The organism is Rhodococcus sp. WY5, from assembly GCF_018588185.1.
In the GTDB taxonomy this organism is placed as follows: Bacteria; Actinomycetota; Actinomycetes; order Mycobacteriales; family Mycobacteriaceae; genus Rhodococcus_F; species Rhodococcus_F qingshengii.
Genome location: NZ_JAAMPR010000006.1, coordinates 40,006 through 58,881 on the forward strand (window position 1 = coordinate 40,006; position 18,876 = coordinate 58,881).

An 18,876-nucleotide genomic window follows, 5' to 3' on the forward strand; every position below is an offset into this window, starting at 1 on the left:
ATGGCACTGTCAAATCGTGATCGCGTCGGACAAATGTTCGAGGTCTTGGCGCCGGAGCTGGATGAGTTCATACAAAAGTCCGTTGGTCCGGATATAGCAGCCGATGCCATCTGGACCTCGCTGGTGGAACTTCGAGATACGACGAAGGGAATCACTGGCAAGCAATATTCTCGGACGGATCCCCAGGTCCAGTTACGTATGATCACCCAGGGGATAGCCAACCAGGTAAAAAAGGGTTGGTATCCGTTCAGTGCGCATCTAAGCCAAGCGCAAATGAGCCTGGCCAGTGAGTTGTTCGGTGTTCGTAATTCGTGGGCACACAATGACCCCTTCAGCAACGATGATGCATATCGCGCACTTGATACAGCCGAACGTCTCCTCAAAGCAATCAGTTCGGGAAGTGCCGCGGATCAGGTGCAGAAGCTACGTCTGGATCTGCGCCGCGTAACGGCGGACAAAGATGACAAGAAGACCGTCAAAAACGCTGTAGTCAACGCAACCTCCGCGGGACTACCTGCTTGGCGTGATGTACTCCGGCCGCACGAGGATGTTGCGACGGGAAATTTTCAGGCTGCCGAGTTTGCTGCCGACCTGTTCAAAGTCGCTACGGGGGACATAGATCAGAGCCGTGATTACACGGACCCTGGTGAATTCTTCAATCGCACCTATCTGACCGACGGTCTACGGGATTTGATCGGAAGAGCCGTACGACGGATGTCTGGAGATCTGAACGCATCCCCCGTGATCAACCTGCAAACCAATTTCGGTGGCGGCAAGACCCACTCGATGCTCTCGTTGTGGCATCTCGCCTCAGACACTCCTATCACAGCATTTCCCCAGGATGTGCAGGAACTTCTCGACGCCAGCGGCTATAAGAATCTGCCGGTCGGGGTGAATCGGGTGGCAATCGTCGGCAACCATTTCGCGGCCTCCGGAGAACTCAAATCTGACGGCACCCGCGTGAATACTGTGTGGGGCGAACTCGCGTGGCAACTCGGCGGCCACGAGGCGTACCAGTTGGTGGCCGATGCCGATCGCACCTCGACCTCGCCTGGTGGAGCTCTGCACGAGTTACTACGGAAATATTCCCCCGCCGTAATTCTGATCGACGAGTGGGTCGCTTATGCCCGCCAGCTGTACGGTAAAGACGATCTGGCCGGCGGTACCTTTGATACCCAGTTCACCTTCGCGCAATCGCTGACCGAGGCGGTCAAAGCCACCCCCGGTGTGCTGGTTGCGATCTCGATTCCTGCCTCCCATAACGACACCGATGGCGACGAGGTGGTTGCCGGCAGCGGCGAGGAGGTCGGCGGGTCGAACGGTATCGAAGCGCTGCGCCGACTCCAGAATGTCGTCCGTCGCGTGGCTGATCAGTGGCGCCCAGCGTCATCGGAAGAGTCGTACCAGATCGTGCGGCAGCGATTGTTCGTCGAGCCGAAGGGCGAACAGCTTGCCCTGATCAGTGCCACGGCACGCGAATTCGGCGACATGTACCGTAAATACAGTGCCGATTTCCCTCGTGAATCGCACGACAAGGACTATGAGGACAGGATCAAGCGGTCCTACCCGATTCATCCGGAGCTCTTCGATCGCCTCTACGCGGACTGGTCCACGTTAGAACGGTTCCAGCGCACCCGCGGTGTGCTGCGATTGATGAACACCGTCATCCACGCGTTGTGGGTCGCGGGTGATCAGTCCCCACTGATCTTGCCTGGCTCTATCCCGCTGAGCGTCTCCAGCGTCAATTCGGAACTGACCCAGTATTTGAGTGATTCGTGGAAGCCGATCATCGACGCCGACGTTGACGGAGAACGCTCGGTGCCGGCTGAGATCGATCAAGCCAAGCCTCTGTTTGGGCAGCGGTCGTTGACGAAACGCTTGGCGCGGACCGTGTTCTTCGGTGCCGCACCGACCATCGGGAGTCCGCACAAAGGACTGGAAACCCAGCGGGTGTTTCTCGGCACGGCGGTGCCCGGCGATGTTCCGGGTAACTTCCATTCCGCTCTCAATCAGCTCGGCGACAAAGCGACATACTTCTATTCCGGAACCGGCCGATATTGGTACGACATCCATGCCAACATCAGCCGTACTGCGAAAGATCAGGCCGAACGCCTGCACAACGAAGATGTGTGGGCCGAAATCGTCACGCGGCTGCAAAAACAGCGTAAGGCTCTCGGTTCCTTCGCTGGCGTGCAGGTTGCGCCTGAAAACTCTGCAGACATCCCGGATACCGACGAGGCTCGGCTGATCCTCGTCCATCCGAAAGTCAGCTACTCCCGTAAACACGGGGCTGAATCCGAGGCTGCGAAATTCGCACACGCAGCGACGGAAAAGCGTGGTACTGCGAATCGTACCCACCGCAACATGGTCGTGTTTCTCGCTGCCGATACCGATCGCCTGAGCGAATTGACCAATGCAGTTCGCGACTACCTGGGGTGGCGTCATGTTCACGAGAAATCAGATGACCTGGATCTGACAGCACAGCAAGTTCGCCAAGCGGTCGACAAACGTGACAGAGCCGGACAGACCGTCGACGATCGACTCCTCGGCACTTACCACTGGGTGCTCGCTGCGGAGCAACCCGTCCATGGACAGCCTTTCACCATCGCTGCGACGAAGTCGGAGGGCGCCGGCTCCTCACTTGCCGAGCGTATAAGCAAACGCCTGCTCACCGAATCGACACTGAATATCGAGCGTGCAGCTCGATTGATTCGTCTCGATCTGCAGAATCAACTCCCGACCGTGTGGGAGACCGGACACATCTCGGTCGCCGAACTGTGGAGTTACTACACCGACTACTCATATATGCCTCGGTTACGTGACCGCGCTGTTCTTGACGAGGGCATTCAACGTTTCGGCGACGTCTTGATGTGGCAGACCGATAGTTTCGCTGTCGCAGAATCTGTTGACGATGACGGGACATACGAAGGTTTGGTACTGCCAAGCGATAACACACAGGTCACCGTCCGAAACACACTGCTCCTCGTCCGTCCAGATATTGCCGAACAACAGCGAGCGCAGGAAGTCACGTCAGGCGGGGGTTCGCAGGATGACGATGCTGATGGATCCGAGACGGATGAAGAGCAGGATCAGCCTGAGAAAGGTGGAAACACTCGCCACACCGATGGGTCCGGCACTGACGTATCGAAGCCTCGCACCGACGAAGCAGTATTTACGCGGTTTTTCGGTACCAGAGTGCTCAATTCACAACGGTACGCTGGTGATTTCTCCAAGATCATAAATGAGGTTATTCAACATCTCGCCGGTGTCGATGGATCTGATGTAGAGGTACGAATAGAAATCACTGCGAAATCGCCGAAAGGATTTGACGAGAGTAAACGTCGCACCGTCCAGGAAAACGCGAATACCTTAAAATTTGAGCAATCCGGATTCGAAGAAAACTAAGAAGACGAATGCCGATAGCTTGAGAACCTACAAAGGCTGTAGCCGCAGGTAAAGATCCAGATCCCAGACTAGTTATAACTGCAGTAGATCAATTGAGCTCCACTGCAGAGACTGCAACAGTCGGTGTTCGAAGGAAGCACCGCTATACCGCTGATGGATAGGACTTGTGTACTGCCGCCACCGTGAAGGGTGCCGTGTCCCGGCACCAACATGGATGGCTCCCTCATGCCCGCTATCTGCCATCGCTACGAGGACTGAATTGATCATGCTCGCCCAGTGTCCTTTCTTCCACCCAGCTGGTGCACCAGCCCCCCAAGCCGCAACGGTGACGTCTGCAGAATCCGCAGCGGATCGAATTCTCATTTTTAGCTCTTCCGGATCAAGCATGCCAGAAAGATGACGCAGTTCTTCTGTCGATCGAGATGGAACCTCAATTATGTTGCTGATCAACACTTCCTTGGCACCCAAAACTTCTTTCAGCGTTTGCAAATTACGCCAGGAGGTCGTCAGCGAAGGTTGCTTCAAGGGAGGGTTACACAAGATCGCGAGGATTTGAGCACCTTGGCAGCGTTTGAGCATTTCTTGCATTATTCTATTATCACCGACTACACCACTGAAGTGGTAATCGGCCGAGACACAACCTTCGGCATAGTGGCCCTCCGAGCTGTATCTCAGTTTTTTTGTGCGACAGATCGGAGACGAATACCCTGCTCACTCTGCATCAGCTAGAAACGATTCCTGCTCGGAGTCTCGATGTGCGGCCTCGGAGCCGACGCCTCACCCGGCATTACTGAGCAGGCGACTCAAGTGGGGCCATGACGGTCTCGGCAGTCTATTGCACAGGATTTTTTGGCGTCACTGAATGATGTTTCATAAACGACTGAACATGAAACGTCCGGAATGGTCGAGGTGATGAGTGTATCTATCGGATTCTCTGCCAGAATCAGATCTATGTCCGATTCTGACGCTCCACGCACTAATCCCATCGGGATGGGTTCCCGGGTCACGGTGATCCCGACCTTCGAATCCAAGTCCGGCGACACCGAACCCCAGGTCGGTACCGTGGTCGAGGACTACGCCGACAATGTCATCGACAGCTCTGAACTGGGGCGGGATTGGGCACCGGTGCTGCGGTGGGCGATAGCCCTCGACGACGGCCGTCTGGTCTTCGCCGCCGAGGGTGGCCTCGAACTCGCCTGAAGCTTCCGTCTCTCACCGAACAGAATCACGGGATGCAGGTGCACTACGCGCTGGGTGTCAGTAAGAAAAGATGCTGTTCACACCCCTTAATGTGCGGCGTCGAAAGCATCGATGACCTCGGCCTTGATCCGTCCGCGCGGGGAAACGTCGAAGCCGTTCTTTCCGGCCCAGTCCCGAATCGCTTTCAGTTGCTCGACTGATCGACCAGACCCCGACGTCTTGGTCGCAGTCGAGGTTTTCGTGCGGGCCTTGCCGGCAGAGGAGACCTCCTCCGCGACCTTGATATAGGGAGCGAATACCGATTCGATCTTGTCGGCATTAGTGGGTCGAAGATCGATCCGATAGTCGGCACCCTGGTAGGAGAAGGTGACTTCGTGACCTAATCCGGTGTCGATGGGTTTTCCGTCGAGATCGTCGATGATTTGGCGAATAAATATTTCGGCCACAGGGAAGTCCCCTTCGTTTCATGCTGGATGAATGTCCAGTTCATATTATCCGGAGTATCTGATAATTCAGGACACTCCTACCGGCGCCGCGCCGACCGCCAACCCGCTAGCGGCCACGGACGAGCCAGTGGCGGTCTCGGTAGTCGATCGGTCGTGATTTTTGGCGTCGTCGAACGATGTTTCATAAACGACCGTTTTTGAAACACCAGTGTTCGTTGGGTGAGGAGGCGGCCTGGTGTTGTCAAGTTGTCTGGAGTACAGCAGTTTTGGGGTGCGGCAAGGCATCGCACGGGGAGGTCGGTCAGGGAGCGATGGTTTGTTCGGTGACCTGATCCCATACCTGGAATCGGATGGCCAGTTCGGTGCGGTGGTCGGTGGCAGCCATCCGGTGCCGGGGTGGGCGGAAGTGCGGCGAGATCCGGCTGAACACTGCGAGGAATCGTTGTGCTGAGCTGACAGTGCGGAAGCCCTTCATCGCTCGTTCACGTTGGCGGGTGGGTTGGTGGGAGTTCTCGCACCGATTGTTCAAGTATTTGTTTTGCCGGTGCTCAGTTGTCGACATCATCGTCCGGTGGGCAACACGATACGAAGCGTGCTTGTCGGTGATCAGCACCCGCGGCGGGCGAGCGTGCCGCTTCAGGAGTTTCTTGAAGAACCTGGTCGCCGCCTTGCCGTCCCGCTTCCCTTGGATCAGAATGTCGAGCACGTTTCCGTGCTGGTCCACCGCCCGCCACAAATACTTCTGCATGCCGCCGATCTTGATGAACACTTCGTCGAGATGCCACTTGTCACCTGGTCGGGGCACCTTTCGTCGAAGCCGGCGGGCGTACTCGGGCCCGAACCTCGCGCACCAGGTGCGGATCGTCTCGTACGTCACCTCGACCCCGCGCTCGGCCATCAGTAACTCGATGTCGCGGAACGAGAGGGTGAATCGGTGGTACAGCCACACACAGTGCGCGATGATCTCCCGCGGAAACCGGAACCCCTTGTACGTTGACGACACCCGTAGATCATCCCAGATCAGCGGATCTCAACAACTTGACAATGCCCCTCGTCGAGCATCGATCGGCACATGTCAAAGGTGTACTTATTCTGGAGGCCGATGCCACCGCCAAGTGAGTCGCCGAGGCTTGGGACTTCGGTCACTTCTACGGGCTTTTGGGCTTCGAGGCTCTCTTTCATCGCCGCTCCGCGGTCGAGCGAGACTCCGACCAACTTCGCGGTTGATTTGTTGCCCCTCACCGCCAACCCGACTCCAGCGGACAATCCCCCTCCTGACAGTGGAACAACCACTGTGCCGACCTCGGGGAGGGCGTCCATGATTTCAAGTCCCAGGGTGCCTTGTCCCGCGACCACATCGGGATGGTCGAACGGTGGGATCATTACAAGACCGTCATGGACAGCTAATCGCTCCGCCTCCGCGTAGGCTTCGTCTTGCGATTCTCCGCCGATGACCACAGTCGCACCGAGACGGCGGATTTCGGTCACTTTGTTCCCGGGCACGCGGTCGGACATGCAGATGGTCGCATGACTTCCTACTGACCGTGCTGCGTACGCGACGGCACGGCCATGATTGCCCGTCGTAGCGGCCACGACTCCGCGACCACGCTCGGCACTAGTCAGGTTCAGCACGGCGTTGGTGGCGCCTCTGACCTTGAAGCTGCCGGTGATCTGGTGATGCTCCAGTTTCAGGTAGACGTCAACGCCGCACGTCTCGGTCAGCGACCAGGAGCGAATCAGCGGTGTCGCGAGGATATGGGGCGCAATCTGACGGTGAGCGCGAACCAAATCGTCGAAGACGACACGCGTCGCCTCAGGACGGCCGACGGATGGTGAGACGTACTCGGGGTCAGGCGTCATCAGAGCCTTCAACGAAGGCTGTCGCTTCTATCTCGACCAGCTCAGCAGATGGTAGACCGGTGGTTCCGACGGTGGTACGAACAGGCGTCGCAGAGCCCAACGCCCGACGATACGCTGCATCGAAGACGCTGAAATCCTCGATCTTCGTGAGAAAGCACGTCATCCGCACGACATCGGACAGGCTTGCCCCGTGCTGCGCCAAAATAGTCGAGATATTCGCGATTGCTTGCTGCGTCTGTTCTGTCAAGTCACCGAGATCGCCATTGTCGTCTTCGCCTGTCTGGCCGGCCACAAAGAGCCAATCGCCCCGCCTTATTCCGAGCTTGTAGTGGCCTGCTGGGTTGACCATGTAGAGTCCGTCCTCGAAATTGGGAAGATGACGATTCAATCTTGAGAATTATCTCGAAGATATTTATTGAATATGCGCGTCGCTATCTTGTGTTCATAAAGTGAGATCGCAACGTGTCTTTGCGGATTTTCCCGGTCGCTGTCGTCGGCAGATCATCTACGAATACGATTACCGATGGGATCTTGTATCCCGCTAGTTTCGCCCTCAGTCCGGCTTTTACCTCTTCCGCGTCCGTCGGGTAACGTGACACAAGGAAAGCAGCTGGACGCTCGCCCCATTTTTGATCTGAGATGCCTATCACGGCAGCTTTGGAAATCGATGGCAGGTCGCGGAGCGCATTTTCCACCTCGATCGAGGAAATGTTTTCACCGCCTGAGATGATGATATCTTTCGAGCGGTCGACGATCTGCACGTAACGGTCTGGGTGCATCACTCCGAGATCTCCAGAATGGAACCATCCTCCGATGAAGGCCTTCGCTGTGGATTCGGCGTCCTTGAAGTACTCCTTCATGACACCATTTCCGCGCATCACCAGTTCGCCGATCTCGGCGCCGTCTGCCGCAACGTCTTGCAATGCGCCGGCCTCATCAATGTCTTCTCGCACAACACGCAGGCTTTCTGCGGTGATCATCCCTACACCCTGTCGCGCGGTCGCTGTCGCGCGGTCGCGCGCGTCGAGCACGTCCCACGATTTTTGCGGCTCACACACGGAGTAGGGGCCGTAGGTTTCGGTCAAACCGTAAGCGTGCAGGACATCGATGTTGAGCTCACGTGCTGCGGCGATTGTCGCCGGAGGGGGTGGTGCTCCCGCGATGACACAGGTTACGGATTGTGACAGGGGATGTGCATCGTTGGCGGAGATGAGTGTGTCGATCACGGTCGGTGCACCGCACATGTTCGTGACCGCATATTTCTCGATGAGTCGCCACATCTCATCACCGCGGACTGCTCGCATGCAGACATGGGTCCCTGCAGCGGCGGTGACGGCCCAGGCGTTACACCATCCATTGCAATGAAACATTGGGAGTGACCACAGGTAGCGGGTGTCGACATTGAATCGCTGGTGGATTACGCCGCCCAGAGAGCTGAGATACGCGCCTCGGTGGGTGTATACGACGCCTTTGGGCTTGCCGGTCGTTCCAGACGTGTAGTTGATCGCGATTGGCTGCGATTCGTCGCGGATCGACCGTCGTTCGCTTTTGTAAGGATCTGGGATACACAGGTTTTCATGACTTCAAGCTCCAGCTCGCCACGGAGGCGTCGCCGACAGTGTCCGCGGCGAAGGGCGGAGCCGACGAGGCAGTGGACTCAGTCGTCGAGACCGTCTTCAGGTCGACAGCGAGAGCCATCGAAGCTGCGGCAGCGACGGTCGACGGCGATCAATTCGATCAGGCAGCAGTCGCGCTCGATCGCGCCGAACGAATCCTGGTCGTGTCGACCGGGCCGTCTGTCCCGTTGGCCATCGACACCGTATTGCGCTTTCGCGGTGCCGGACTGACGATTGAACGGTCTGGTGACCCCGTCTCTCAGCACGTCTGCGCATCCATGCTCACCGATCGCGATGTGTGCTTGGCGATAAGTCACACCGGGCGGACTCGACAGACCGTAGGTGCTGCGCAGGCTGCACGCGACAACGGCGCAGCGGTGGTGGTCGTCACCAGTTTCTTGCGGTCGCCGCTGACCGCGACCGCGTCAGTGGCGTTGGTCGCGGTCAGCGGCGACGCGATTTCAGATGGAGGCCATGATGAGCCGCTTCATCCACCTCGCAGTGCTCGATGCGCTCTATTCGGCGGTCACGACGATGAACACCGAGCGAACCCTGCGGGGTGCCGCGCTGACAGCACGAGCGGAGGAAATCCACCGGCTGTGACCTCAGTTCCCGGCACGCCCCGACCCGCGGTGCGCGCTTCGGGGTGCGCCGCTGCTCTACCCCATCAACCGCGCGGTGGGTTCGTCGAGTCGGCGGAGCTCGAGCTCGGACAGGACGCCATAGTGATCACTGGCCGTGGGGTACTCGTCGAATACGACCCGGCTGTCGGTGATGGTGCTCTCGACGAGCAGATGGTTCTCTGTGGAGCCGGCGAAGACGTAGTCGATTCTGCGATGGTGAGGTTCCTGCACGAACCTGTTGGGGACGATCCCCTGACCGTCGACGACGCTTCGTGCCACCCAGGGGCTGTCCGTCGTCCACGTGTATCCGGGACCGCCGCCTCCCGCGATCGCCCAGGAGTCGCGGAATGCGACGCTGCGCCCACCGATCGCAGACTTGCCGGTATAGAAGCGGATGCAATCCTGATCGGGTGCGGCGTCGAAGTCTCCAGCAAGAACGGTCGGAGCGGTCCGGCGTTGAGCTGCCTCGAGTTCCGCGATGAACAGCGCTTGCTCGACTCGGGCGGCCTCGTCAGAGAACTTCCAACTCGGTCGTGCTCCGAGAAACAACATGTCGACTCCGATCGGAAGTGGGACCACGACCTCCCATACGTGGGTCCCCTCCGTGGCAGGTAGGGGATGTACTGAGGTGCTGGTGGGTGCCCACCGCACCCCCACTGCAGTTCCCCATGCCGGCCAATCCACATCCAGGTGGTCGGACACATGCTGCCAGTGCAGCGGAGAATCCGCCGCAACGGTGCCGAACACGTCTCGCTCAGGGGTCCGGAGGACTTCCTGGAGGAAGACGATGTCAGGATCGTGCTGTCTCAGCCCGGCCAGCAACAATGCATTCCGCTTGTCTCGATCCCTCGGGTCCATCCAGACGTTCAGGGTCAGGATGCGGAGGCTCATCGTTCTCATCGTTGTGGTCATGTCGCGACTGTAGATGCTGTGGGTGAACATAATTCCGCGCGAAGATGAACTATGAAACCTCGGTCAATCGGCGACGTCGTCGGGACCGCGGGCGCGGTGCGTGCCGAGGTCGATGTCGAGCTCCACCTGGTCGGCCCGGAATGGTGTTGTCAAGTTGTCTGGAGTACAGCAGTTTTGGGGTGCGGCAAGGCATCGCACGGGGAGGTCGGTCAGGGAGCGATGGTTTGTTCGGTGACCTGATCCCATACCTGGAATCGGATGGCCAGTTCGGTGCGGTGGTCGGTGGCAGCCATCCGGTGCCGGGGTGGGCGGAAGTGCGGCGAGATCCGGCTGAACACTGCGAGGAATCGTTGTGCTGAGCTGACAGTGCGGAAGCCCTTCATCGCTCGTTCACGTTGGCGGGTGGGTTGGTGGGAGTTCTCGCACCGATTGTTCAAGTATTTGTTTTGCCGGTGCTCAGTTGTCGACATCATCGTCCGGTGGGCAACACGATACGAAGCGTGCTTGTCGGTGATCAGCACCCGCGGCGGGCGAGCGTGCCGCTTCAGGAGTTTCTTGAAGAACCTGGTCGCCGCCTTGCCGTCCCGCTTCCCTTGGATCAGAATGTCGAGCACGTTTCCGTGCTGGTCCACCGCCCGCCACAAATACTTCTGCATGCCGCCGATCTTGATGAACACTTCGTCGAGATGCCACTTGTCACCTGGTCGGGGCACCTTTCGTCGAAGCCGGCGGGCGTACTCGGGCCCGAACCTCGCGCACCAGGTGCGGATCGTCTCGTACGTCACCTCGACCCCGCGCTCGGCCATCAGTAACTCGATGTCGCGGAACGAGAGGGTGAATCGGTGGTACAGCCACACACAGTGCGCGATGATCTCCCGCGGAAACCGGAACCCCTTGTACGTTGACGACACCCGTAGATCATCCCAGATCAGCGGATCTCAACAACTTGACAATGCCGGCGGCCTGGCGGCGTCTCTGCCAGAATCAGGTCTATGCCCGACTCTGACGCTCAACCTACCGATCCCATCGCAGTCGGTTCCAGGGTCACCGTGATCCGGACCTCCGGATCGCGGTCTCGCGATACCAAACCGCAGGTCGGTATCGTGGTCGAGGACTTCGCCGATACCGTCATCGACGACACTGACCTGGGCCGGGATTGGGCACCGGTGAAACGGTGGGCGATCGCCCTCGATGACGGTCGATTGGTCTTCGCCGCCGAGGGCGGTCTCGAACTAGCTTGATATCAGCAAACGACGATGCTGTTCACAAGCCTCAGTGTGCGGCGTCGAAGCATCGATGACGTCGGCTCTGACCCTTCCGCGCGGGGAGACGTCGAAGCCGTTCTTGCTGGCCCATTCCCGCACTGCTTTGAGTTGCTCGGCTGATCGACCGGAGCCTGACGGCTTGGTCGCAGAGGAGGTCTTCGCACGGGCTTTGCCTGCGGAAGAGACCTTCTCCGCTGCCTTTACATATGGGGCAAACGCAGCTTCAATCTTGTCGGCATTGCCGGGTCGAAGATCAATCCGATAGTCGGCGCCCTGATAGGAGAAGGTGACTTCGTGCCCCAATCCGGTGTCGATGGGTTTCCGTCGAGATCGTCGATAAGTTGACGAATAAATATTTCGGCCACAGGAATCCTCTTCGTTACATGTTGGATGAATGTCCAGTTCATATTATCCGCAATATCTGATAATTCAGGACACTCCTACCGGCGCCGACCGCCCACCCGCCGGCGGCCTCGAACACACTCATTTCGGTCTTGGCAGTCGATCGGACCCGATTTTCGCCATCCCCGCACGATGTGTCATAAACATTCCCTTTATGAACGCAGGGAACGATCTTCAGCGAGCTGGGAGAGAGCATGTTTCGGAACTCGTGTCCAAAACGAATGGTTCATTGTATGGGTAGCCGGTAAGTTCTGGAACGCTGCTGCCTCATGGGTGAACTCTTGGGCTATGCGAGCGTCGCGACGAAACCCGCCCACAACTGACCGACCTGCCCTCTCATCTTCGATGACGGGAACACTCCTGTGGTGCGGCCTGGACCGCCTTGGCCGTTTACTCCCCCATCTACTGCAGCCCGTGGAAAATCTCTCCGACCGAAATATCAGGTTCAGAGCCCTCACCGAATCCGGAATCCAGTAGACAAGTCCATCCGTGCACATCGAATCGGCTCTGGCTAACCATACGAGAACACCAAGGCTGTGCTGACATGCCTGCTCAGTGCGTCAACACAGCCGCCACCAAGGACAAGGCGAACCGCACTCGTGAATGCCGGGTGACCCGGCTACGGCCTGTCATCAGATCGATCCTGAACAGTCGCGGAGCCGCCGCTTGGGGACGCTGCCCCCACAAAAGTTGGCAGACCATGGTCGATAGAACTGCAGCGCTCAACTCGACGGCGGGAGCGATTGCCGGCGCTTGGATTTCACCACGCGCCAGACGCCGCAACTCGGACAAGCGTACGTACCGGGGAACAGAGACGATCCACCGCCACAACGGCGCCGCTTTCACGCCGAAAGGAGCACAGTCGCGTTTGTAGCCGAACATCTCCTCGAACGTGCTTGCCGTGGACAGGTATGACGTCGCCCAGACGCTGTACCCGACTTCGACGCCAAGGACCACAGGAATACCTCGCCGGCGTGCCTGTTGCGCTATGAGTATTCCGAGTTCCGGATGCAGGTAATCGGTCCCGTCGATCACGACATCCACGTCATCGAGCAGTTCTGCCACGTTCTCGGCCGTTACCCCGTCGGGATTCGACAACACGATGACACCTGGTGCCGCAATCCGGCACAATTCGGCAACGACTTCTGCTTTGTTCTTCCCGAGCGTTTCACTCGTGCATGCAGCCTGACGATTGAGGTTCGTTGGAGAGAAGTGGTCCGGGTCGGTCAATTTCAGTCGGCCAACACCCATCCGTGCAAGTACTTCAGCGACTCTGCCGCCGACTCCGCCGACACCTGCGACCAGAACGGTGGCCGCATCCAGTAACTCTTGTTGCTCTGACGAAATGAGCCCCGAATTACGGTCTAGCCATGAGGCCCGCGACGCCTCGATCATCGGGGTGCAACCGGCACTCTGGTTTCGCTGAATATGTCTGCGGTGTCCACGATCCCCTGGAACGGCTCCTCGAAAAATTCGCCGAATCGTGTCAGGTTGTTTCGACGGGCGTCCGCGGACTTCAAAGAAGTGACCACATCAGCTACGCGAATGCGAACAGCGACATTCTCTGTGTTGTAGAGGTGCCGCGGAGAGCTCAACACTTCTACAGGAAGCCCGATTTCTCGCAGTGCGTCAAGAAACGGAAACTCGACCTCCATGTATGCGAACTCGTACTTCCGATCCGTCGCAACGGCGTACATGATTTTGTAAAATCCCAGAGTGATGAAGGTCTTCCGATACTCTTTTGCGACAGCAAACCCTGAAATCTCGAACGCGTTGCTCGCCACCGAAATCTCGAAGTGGTTCGCCACCTGCAGGTTCGTTGTGCGGCCGTCGATTACGCGGCAGGTTCCGACCGGCTCGATGCTGTCTGATCCGGCATACACGATGTGATGCTGTGAATGCCGGTCGTATTCATCGGTGTAGAGCCCGAACTCATCCAGATCTTCGTGATTGATCAGTCCCGAGTCCAGATACAATCGAGCCCGCAAGGCGGACCATGTGACCAAACCGCTCTGATTCTCGACTACTTCGTAACGAAAAATTGGCATTAATGAAATTCACTTTCGATTGCTATCTTCTAAAGACCCGGAGTAGTTGATACGCAGATTCTTATCTGCCGGAAAATGATCTCACAAATATTCGTTGAGCAATATCCTCCGTTTGAATGACATGACCGACATGAACATCCTGCGGTGGTCTCGCTTTGCCGGACCGTCTTATGGGCCGGCCCCGGCAGGAACCGAGAGCGCAGACATCGGTCGCGGCTAACAGATCCTCTCTTCACTCAGCATTCCTGTGCGTTTCCCTTCGGACCTGCAAAACCCGGCTGCGGAGGGTCGACAAGTCACGGAAAACGAACGTACGAGTGAGATTTGGGGCCACCGAACGAGTCCCGATCACGGAAGCAAAGATCCCCAAACTCACGGAAACTGGTCGATCAATCTTAGACGAAAAGCATCGCTAGAAGAAAAAATCATGCTAACATCCAAAGCGCTAGCCCAATCACGCACCAAGGCGGAAGAGGCGGTTCAACATGCCCATATTTAATATATTTATGGCTATAATATTAACGCCTTTTGCAGCAATTGTAGCACTGCTAGGTGCGGGTTCAATCGCTCTCGTGACGTAATTCCCAGCTAAATGGTCGGGCATGTGGAATATCCTTTCATGTAAATTCAATTTTTCCACATGCCCGCATCCGAGATATTTACGGATATTAAATAACCTTCGGAACGCTTTGATTTTCAAGCTTCAGCACAAGCCTTGACGCTAACGTCAATTTCCTGAAAAATCTCGTTTAACATCCTCGCTATCAAACTTCGACATCAACCTGCATATCCCCATCCTTAAGGTCGACCACCTCCGGCCGCTCACAACCCTTCTAGAAAACTATATCCACTGTGATCGTTCTGCATTCATTCAGAAAGGGCGCTGAATGGTCCTCATTAGTATCCACGCCCGACAAAACGGACCGTTCCATAGGCCAGCCTGTTCCCTTGAGGATCGAATCTAGCCGTGGTGCGATAGGCCAGAAAGCACCGGCGGGCACCCAAGCTAGACCGACCGACTCCTGATTCCTGATTCCCGACGGGATTCCAGCAACCGCAACGCTTTCAAGTCGTTCCTGCGGGTTTGGTTGTGCGTTTTGACCATCGTCATACCGGACGATCTCAAACGGGCTTCTGCGTGAAATTTGTCAGTTTCAGAAGACAACTGCACTATGATCTGCATTTTTGATGCCGCGTGCAGTCGTCTTCTGACATTCCGTGTTCAGAAGTGCTGTGCACGAACCGTCTAGCTGACGTTGCGGTACAGGGTTGATCGGGCGACTCCGAGGGTGTCGGCGATGGCGGTCATGGAAACGCCGGCACCTTTCATCTTGCGGGCGATTGCCTTCTGTTTATCATCGAGCACAGGTGGTCGGCCACCGGTTCTTCCTTGCTTTTTCGCCGCTTCCAAACCTGCAAATGTCCTTTCCCTCAACAGATTTCGTTCGAATTCGGCCAGAGCGCCAAAAATGGTGAAGATAAGCCGGCCGCCGGAGGTGGTGGTGTTTATTTCTTCGGTGAGGGAGGTAAACCCGACGCCGATCGATTCGAGGCGGGCAACCGTTTCCAATAGGTGGGGAAGGCTTCGACCGAGCCGGTCCAGGCGCCACACGGCCAAGGTGTCGCCAGGTCGAAGGTGTTCGATGACTGCGGCCAGTTCCGGGCGATCGTCTTTCGAGCCGGATGCGACGTCGGTCCATATCTTGTAACAACCCGCGGCCGTCAGAGCGTCCGTCTGCAGAGTTGGGTTTTGATCGGCGGTCGATACCCTCGCGTACCCCAAAAGTGTGCTCACAAGGGCACAGTGTTGCAGAACTCAACGACAGTAAGTATTGAGAGACAGTAGGTTTTCGGACGGGTTTTGCGACAGTCAACGATTCGATAACGAAAGGTCAGCCGAACTCGCCGATATGGGTCCGGCAGTGTCCGATAAACGAACGAATGAGAGACGACCCGAAGTGGCGCATAACTATGCAATGGGGGTTGCGAGGCGGTCGGGGTCAGGGTTTTGCTCTGCACATACGACCGAGCCATCGGAGATGGTCACTTCATTCATCAGACGAATCGCGCCGTTCTCCGGGGTTTATCGGAGCTTTCGTGTGCTGCCTCCGCGCGGTAGGTGTCAAGGCGCGGAGTAGGCGTCTTGCGTGACCGAGTCCAGATCAGCGGTGTCGGCCTGCGCCAGCATCGAGGATGCGACGGCGGCGCCGACCCGATGCGCAGCCTCGATGTCCAGGACTTCGCCGTCGGGGTGTGCGTCCAGCCACGGTTGGGCCTCCTCGCGGGAGGCGAAGTAGTGCACCTGGTTGCAGAACGAGGACCGAACGGGGCCGTCGTGGTCCGGGATCAAGAGGGATAGGACGGCGGTGTCGGGCTGCACGGACGTGATCGTGCCGTCGGTGCCTGTCGTCACCCGGACGGAGATCCCGCTGTCTGGGGAGGTCGACTCGATCGTCGCGGCCTTCCCGATCAGTGCCGGAAAGAAGAGGGTGTCCAGCGCGCACCACGTGTATAGCTGCCGCCCCGCCACCGTGAAGCGATGTGGCGTGGGCCGCAGAGTCAGGGCCAGGCCGAGGATGCGGCCGTCGTCGTCGTACTCGGCGTCGGGGACTGAGGACAGTCCCCGCCGGACCGTGTTCTCGCTCCGTCCGCTGGCGGTGGCCAGTTCGGCGATGGTGACGGGCTCGCCCTCGGCCAGCAGCCGCAGGAGCGGCACGAACAGGCTCGGGTCGAGCCCTGACCTGGAGGGGGACAGCAGATAGGCGAGGGTCTTCTCGTCGATGGCGGTCATGTGATTCCTTTGTTTCAGAGGCGGGGTCGCGGGCTCACGCGCAGCAGGAGAGCTTGGTGACGTCGGTGGTGAACGCCTTGCAGGCGATCCGGATGCCCTCGGTCATCGTGAGATAGGGGCTCCACGCGGCGGCGACCTGCGCGGTCGTCATTGCCCCCTCGAGGATGTAGACGCCGGCGGCGGCGAGCTCCCCGGCGTCCTTTGCCACAGCGGAGATGCCCAGAATCTGCCCGCTGTCGCTATCGGCGACGACCTTGATGAAGCCTCGGGTGTCCCGGTTGGCCTGCGCCCGCGGGACGAATTCCAGGGGTAGCACCTTGCTGACGCTGGAGATCCCGGCGGACACAGCTTCCTGCTCGGTCATCCCGACCGCCCCGATGGCGGGGCTGGTGAAGGTGACGCGGGGCAAGTTTCGGTAGTCGACCACGGCGACGGTGTCGGTGAACGCGTTCTCCACCGCGAGAGCGCCGTGTGCCGCCGCGACGTACACGAAATCCCACTGTCCGGTCACGTCCCCGGCGGCCCAGACTCGCGGATTGGATGTGGCCAGCCGGGAATCCACCACGATCTCGCCGGACGTGCCGGTCTCCACCCCGACCTGGTTGAGGTTCAGCTCCGCGGTGACGGGCCGTCGCCCCGTGGCCACCAGCAGCTTCGCGGACTGGAAAGTCTCCTGCCCGCCGTCCACTGTTGCGGAGACGACGATCTCTCCGCTGTCCTCGTCGCGTGCCACGGCGTTCACGGCGGCCTGCTGGACCACCCGAATCCCCTCATCGGCGAACACCCCGGCCAACGCCTCGGACGCTTCCGGCTCCTCATGCGAGGCCAGCCGGGAACGGACCAGCATCGTCACTCGGGAGCCCAGCCGGGAGAACAACTGCGCCAGCTCCAGCGCGACGTAGCCCCCGCCCAGAACCAGCAATGTCTCTGGCACTTCGTCCAACTCCATCGCCGTGGTAGACGTCAGATACCCGGCCTCCACCAGTCCCGGAACGTGCGGCACGTGGGGCGCAGAGCCGGTGGCCACGAGGTACTGCTCGGCCTCGATCGTCCGCAGCGCGCCGCCGGGCGAGGCGACCTGGAGCAATGGCGCGTCCGGGGTTCCGGTGAACGACGCTTCCCCTTCGACCATGTCCCACCCGTGGATGGCGGCCTGATCGACGTACTTCTCCGCTCGCATGCTCTCAACCAGAGCATCCTTGCCCTTGATCAGCGCCGGCATGTCCACCGGCCCGGCCGAGGCCGCCACACCAGGGAAGCGGGCCGAGTCCGACGCGACGTGGCGGGCCTCCGCGGCAGCCAGGAGAGCCTTCGACGGCACGCACCCGGTGTTCACGCACGTCCCGCCGATAGTCCTGCGCTCAATCATCACGACACGCTTGCCCAGTCCTGTGGCCCGGATCGCGGCCGCGAAGGCCCCGCCCCCGGAGCCGACAATCGCCAAATCGAACTGCTCGCCGCTCATTCAGACACCTCTTCGCCGTGACTCAGGAACTCCTGTCAGCTATTATCAACCTTCCAGTACGATGGAAGGTCAAGTCTGGCGATCACGGATGGGGGCTTCGGCGCACATGAGAATCGGGCAACTCGCGGAGGCGACCGGCACCACGACGAAGACCCTGCGGTTCTACGAGGAGTCCGGGCTCCTCTCTCCCGCGGAACGACTGGCCTCGGGCTACCGGGACTACACCGACGACGCCGTGGGCCAGGTCGGGTTCATCCATCGGGGCCAAGCGGCCGGGCTGACCCTCGCCCAAATCCGGCAGATCCTGGAAATCCGTGGGCACGGCCAAGCGCCGTGCTCACATGTCCAGAGTCTGCTAGGCGAGCGGCTCGACGCGCTCGATGCCCAGATCGCAGAGCTTCTCGTCCTCAGGGAGACCATCTCCCAACTTCACGCGAACGCGAGCAAACCAGAGCCGAGCACTTGCTCTGCCGACCAGGTTTGTCGCTACATCTGATCTCGAACCCTGAGATCCACGGGAGTCACGGCGACCGGCTGCAGTTGGTTCGCTCGATGCCTGATAGGGATAGCGCAGTCGGCTTCTGAAAATGACATCCGAGAGTCACACATTCAGTCACTGTGGTTCGTGTCCGCCAAACGATCGGTTGATGGATACGGCGGCTTCGATAGGTATGCCCGATCAATCCCGGGCTCGAGTGGTTCAGCAGTCAGACCGGGAATGACTTGGTGACGATGCCCTTCGCTGTACGTGCAGTCGTCTTCTGAAAAGTGCAGTCACCTTCTGAAACTGACAAAATTGACGTGGTGAAATTTTCGTGATTTCGTCCGATTTAGATGTCCGTT

At 58.7% G+C, this 18,876-nt stretch carries 19 protein-coding genes and 1 pseudogene; 7 read left to right on the forward strand and 13 right to left on the reverse strand.

Going from position 1 to position 18,876, the window contains the following annotated elements:
* Positions 1-3,405: a Swt1 family HEPN domain-containing protein gene (locus G4D79_RS33795; RefSeq protein ID WP_214515005.1), complete on the forward strand. Its 3,405-nt coding sequence runs from the start codon at positions 1-3 to the stop codon at positions 3,403-3,405.
* A 951-nt stretch (positions 3,406-4,356) separates the two neighbouring features.
* Positions 4,357-4,605: a hypothetical protein gene (locus G4D79_RS33805; protein WP_214515007.1), complete on the forward strand. Its 249-nt coding sequence runs from the start codon at positions 4,357-4,359 to the stop codon at positions 4,603-4,605.
* An 86-nt stretch (positions 4,606-4,691) separates the two neighbouring features.
* Here G4D79_RS33805 and G4D79_RS33810 read toward each other — a convergent pair whose 3' ends face one another.
* A complete protein-coding gene (locus tag G4D79_RS33810; protein WP_214515008.1) occupies positions 4,692-5,051 on the reverse strand; it encodes an Lsr2 family protein in 360 nt (119 codons plus the stop codon).
* Between the two features lie 31 nt (positions 5,052-5,082).
* On the opposite strand from G4D79_RS33810, the gene G4D79_RS35170 reads away from it, so the two are divergent.
* Positions 5,083-5,208 carry a hypothetical protein gene (locus G4D79_RS35170; protein WP_284731232.1) on the forward strand — a complete coding sequence of 42 codons (126 nt, stop codon included), beginning with the start codon at positions 5,083-5,085 and terminating at the stop codon, positions 5,206-5,208.
* A gap of 144 nt (positions 5,209-5,352) precedes the next feature.
* Here G4D79_RS35170 and G4D79_RS33815 read toward each other — a convergent pair whose 3' ends face one another.
* From G4D79_RS33815 to G4D79_RS33830, 4 genes are all read right to left on the reverse strand, one after another.
* Complete coding sequence (locus tag G4D79_RS33815) at positions 5,353-6,054, reverse strand: IS6 family transposase (RefSeq protein ID WP_214515009.1); 702 nt, start codon at positions 6,052-6,054, stop codon at positions 5,353-5,355.
* A gap of 17 nt (positions 6,055-6,071) precedes the next feature.
* Positions 6,072-6,911: a threonine/serine dehydratase gene (locus G4D79_RS33820; RefSeq protein ID WP_214515010.1), complete on the reverse strand. Its 840-nt coding sequence runs from the start codon at positions 6,909-6,911 to the stop codon at positions 6,072-6,074.
* Positions 6,901-7,260: a RidA family protein gene (locus G4D79_RS33825; protein ID WP_214515011.1), complete on the reverse strand. Its 360-nt coding sequence runs from the start codon at positions 7,258-7,260 to the stop codon at positions 6,901-6,903. The genes G4D79_RS33820 and G4D79_RS33825 overlap by 11 nt, the downstream gene beginning before the upstream one ends.
* An 82-nt stretch (positions 7,261-7,342) precedes the next feature.
* Complete coding sequence (locus G4D79_RS33830) at positions 7,343-8,482, reverse strand: AMP-binding protein (RefSeq protein ID WP_214515020.1); 1,140 nt, start codon at positions 8,480-8,482, stop codon at positions 7,343-7,345.
* On the opposite strand from G4D79_RS33830, the pseudogene G4D79_RS35505 reads away from it, so the two are divergent.
* Positions 8,422-8,964, forward strand: a pseudogene (locus G4D79_RS35505) (MurR/RpiR family transcriptional regulator); the annotation flags it as partial. The gene G4D79_RS33830 and the pseudogene G4D79_RS35505 overlap by 61 nt on opposite strands.
* Positions 8,965-9,004: 40 nt before the next feature.
* On the forward strand, positions 9,005-9,130 hold the full coding sequence (locus tag G4D79_RS35175) for a hypothetical protein (protein ID WP_255450590.1): 126 nt from the start codon (positions 9,005-9,007) through the stop codon (positions 9,128-9,130).
* 56 nt (positions 9,131-9,186) lie between these two features.
* Here G4D79_RS35175 and G4D79_RS33840 read toward each other — a convergent pair whose 3' ends face one another.
* Complete coding sequence (locus G4D79_RS33840) at positions 9,187-10,062, reverse strand: endonuclease/exonuclease/phosphatase family protein (protein WP_185981932.1); 876 nt, start codon at positions 10,060-10,062, stop codon at positions 9,187-9,189.
* 209 nt (positions 10,063-10,271) lie between these two features.
* On the reverse strand, positions 10,272-10,973 hold the full coding sequence (locus tag G4D79_RS33845) for an IS6 family transposase (RefSeq protein WP_214515009.1): 702 nt from the start codon (positions 10,971-10,973) through the stop codon (positions 10,272-10,274).
* 81 nt (positions 10,974-11,054) lie between these two features.
* Here G4D79_RS33845 and G4D79_RS33850 point away from each other — a divergent pair, with 81 nt between their 5' ends.
* Positions 11,055-11,303, forward strand: coding sequence for a hypothetical protein (locus tag G4D79_RS33850; protein WP_054827584.1), 249 nt, complete (start codon positions 11,055-11,057; stop codon positions 11,301-11,303).
* On the opposite strand, the gene G4D79_RS33855 is transcribed toward G4D79_RS33850, so the two are convergent.
* From G4D79_RS33855 to merA, 6 genes are all read right to left on the reverse strand, one after another.
* Positions 11,295-11,630 (reverse strand): Lsr2 family protein, encoded by a 336-nt coding sequence (locus G4D79_RS33855; protein WP_249347815.1) that lies wholly within the window; start codon positions 11,628-11,630, stop codon positions 11,295-11,297. The two genes, G4D79_RS33850 and G4D79_RS33855, sit on opposite strands and share 9 nt — an antisense overlap.
* Positions 11,631-12,281: 651 nt before the next feature.
* The gene (locus tag G4D79_RS33860) at positions 12,282-13,124 is read right to left on the reverse strand and encodes a ThiF family adenylyltransferase (RefSeq protein ID WP_211919125.1); all 843 of its coding nucleotides are present in this window, start codon (positions 13,122-13,124) and stop codon (positions 12,282-12,284) included.
* Positions 13,121-13,777, reverse strand: a complete 657-nt coding sequence (locus tag G4D79_RS33865) for a GNAT family N-acyltransferase (protein ID WP_211919123.1) — start codon at positions 13,775-13,777, stop codon at positions 13,121-13,123. Before G4D79_RS33865 ends, G4D79_RS33860 begins: the two co-directional genes overlap by 4 nt.
* A gap of 1,246 nt (positions 13,778-15,023) precedes the next feature.
* Entirely contained in the window at positions 15,024-15,572 is a 549-nt protein-coding gene (locus G4D79_RS33870) for a recombinase family protein (RefSeq protein ID WP_058228275.1), read from the reverse strand.
* Between the two features lie 327 nt (positions 15,573-15,899).
* Positions 15,900-16,568 (reverse strand): organomercurial lyase MerB, encoded by a 669-nt coding sequence (gene merB, locus G4D79_RS33875; protein ID WP_006898164.1) that lies wholly within the window; start codon positions 16,566-16,568, stop codon positions 15,900-15,902.
* A gap of 34 nt (positions 16,569-16,602) precedes the next feature.
* Complete coding sequence (merA, locus tag G4D79_RS33880; RefSeq protein WP_214515012.1) at positions 16,603-18,033, reverse strand: mercury(II) reductase; 1,431 nt, start codon at positions 18,031-18,033, stop codon at positions 16,603-16,605.
* 106 nt (positions 18,034-18,139) lie between these two features.
* Here merA and G4D79_RS33885 point away from each other — a divergent pair, with 106 nt between their 5' ends.
* Positions 18,140-18,529 carry a heavy metal-responsive transcriptional regulator gene (locus G4D79_RS33885; protein WP_214515021.1) on the forward strand — a complete coding sequence of 130 codons (390 nt, stop codon included), beginning with the start codon at positions 18,140-18,142 and terminating at the stop codon, positions 18,527-18,529.
* Positions 18,530-18,876: the final 347 nt, after the last annotated feature.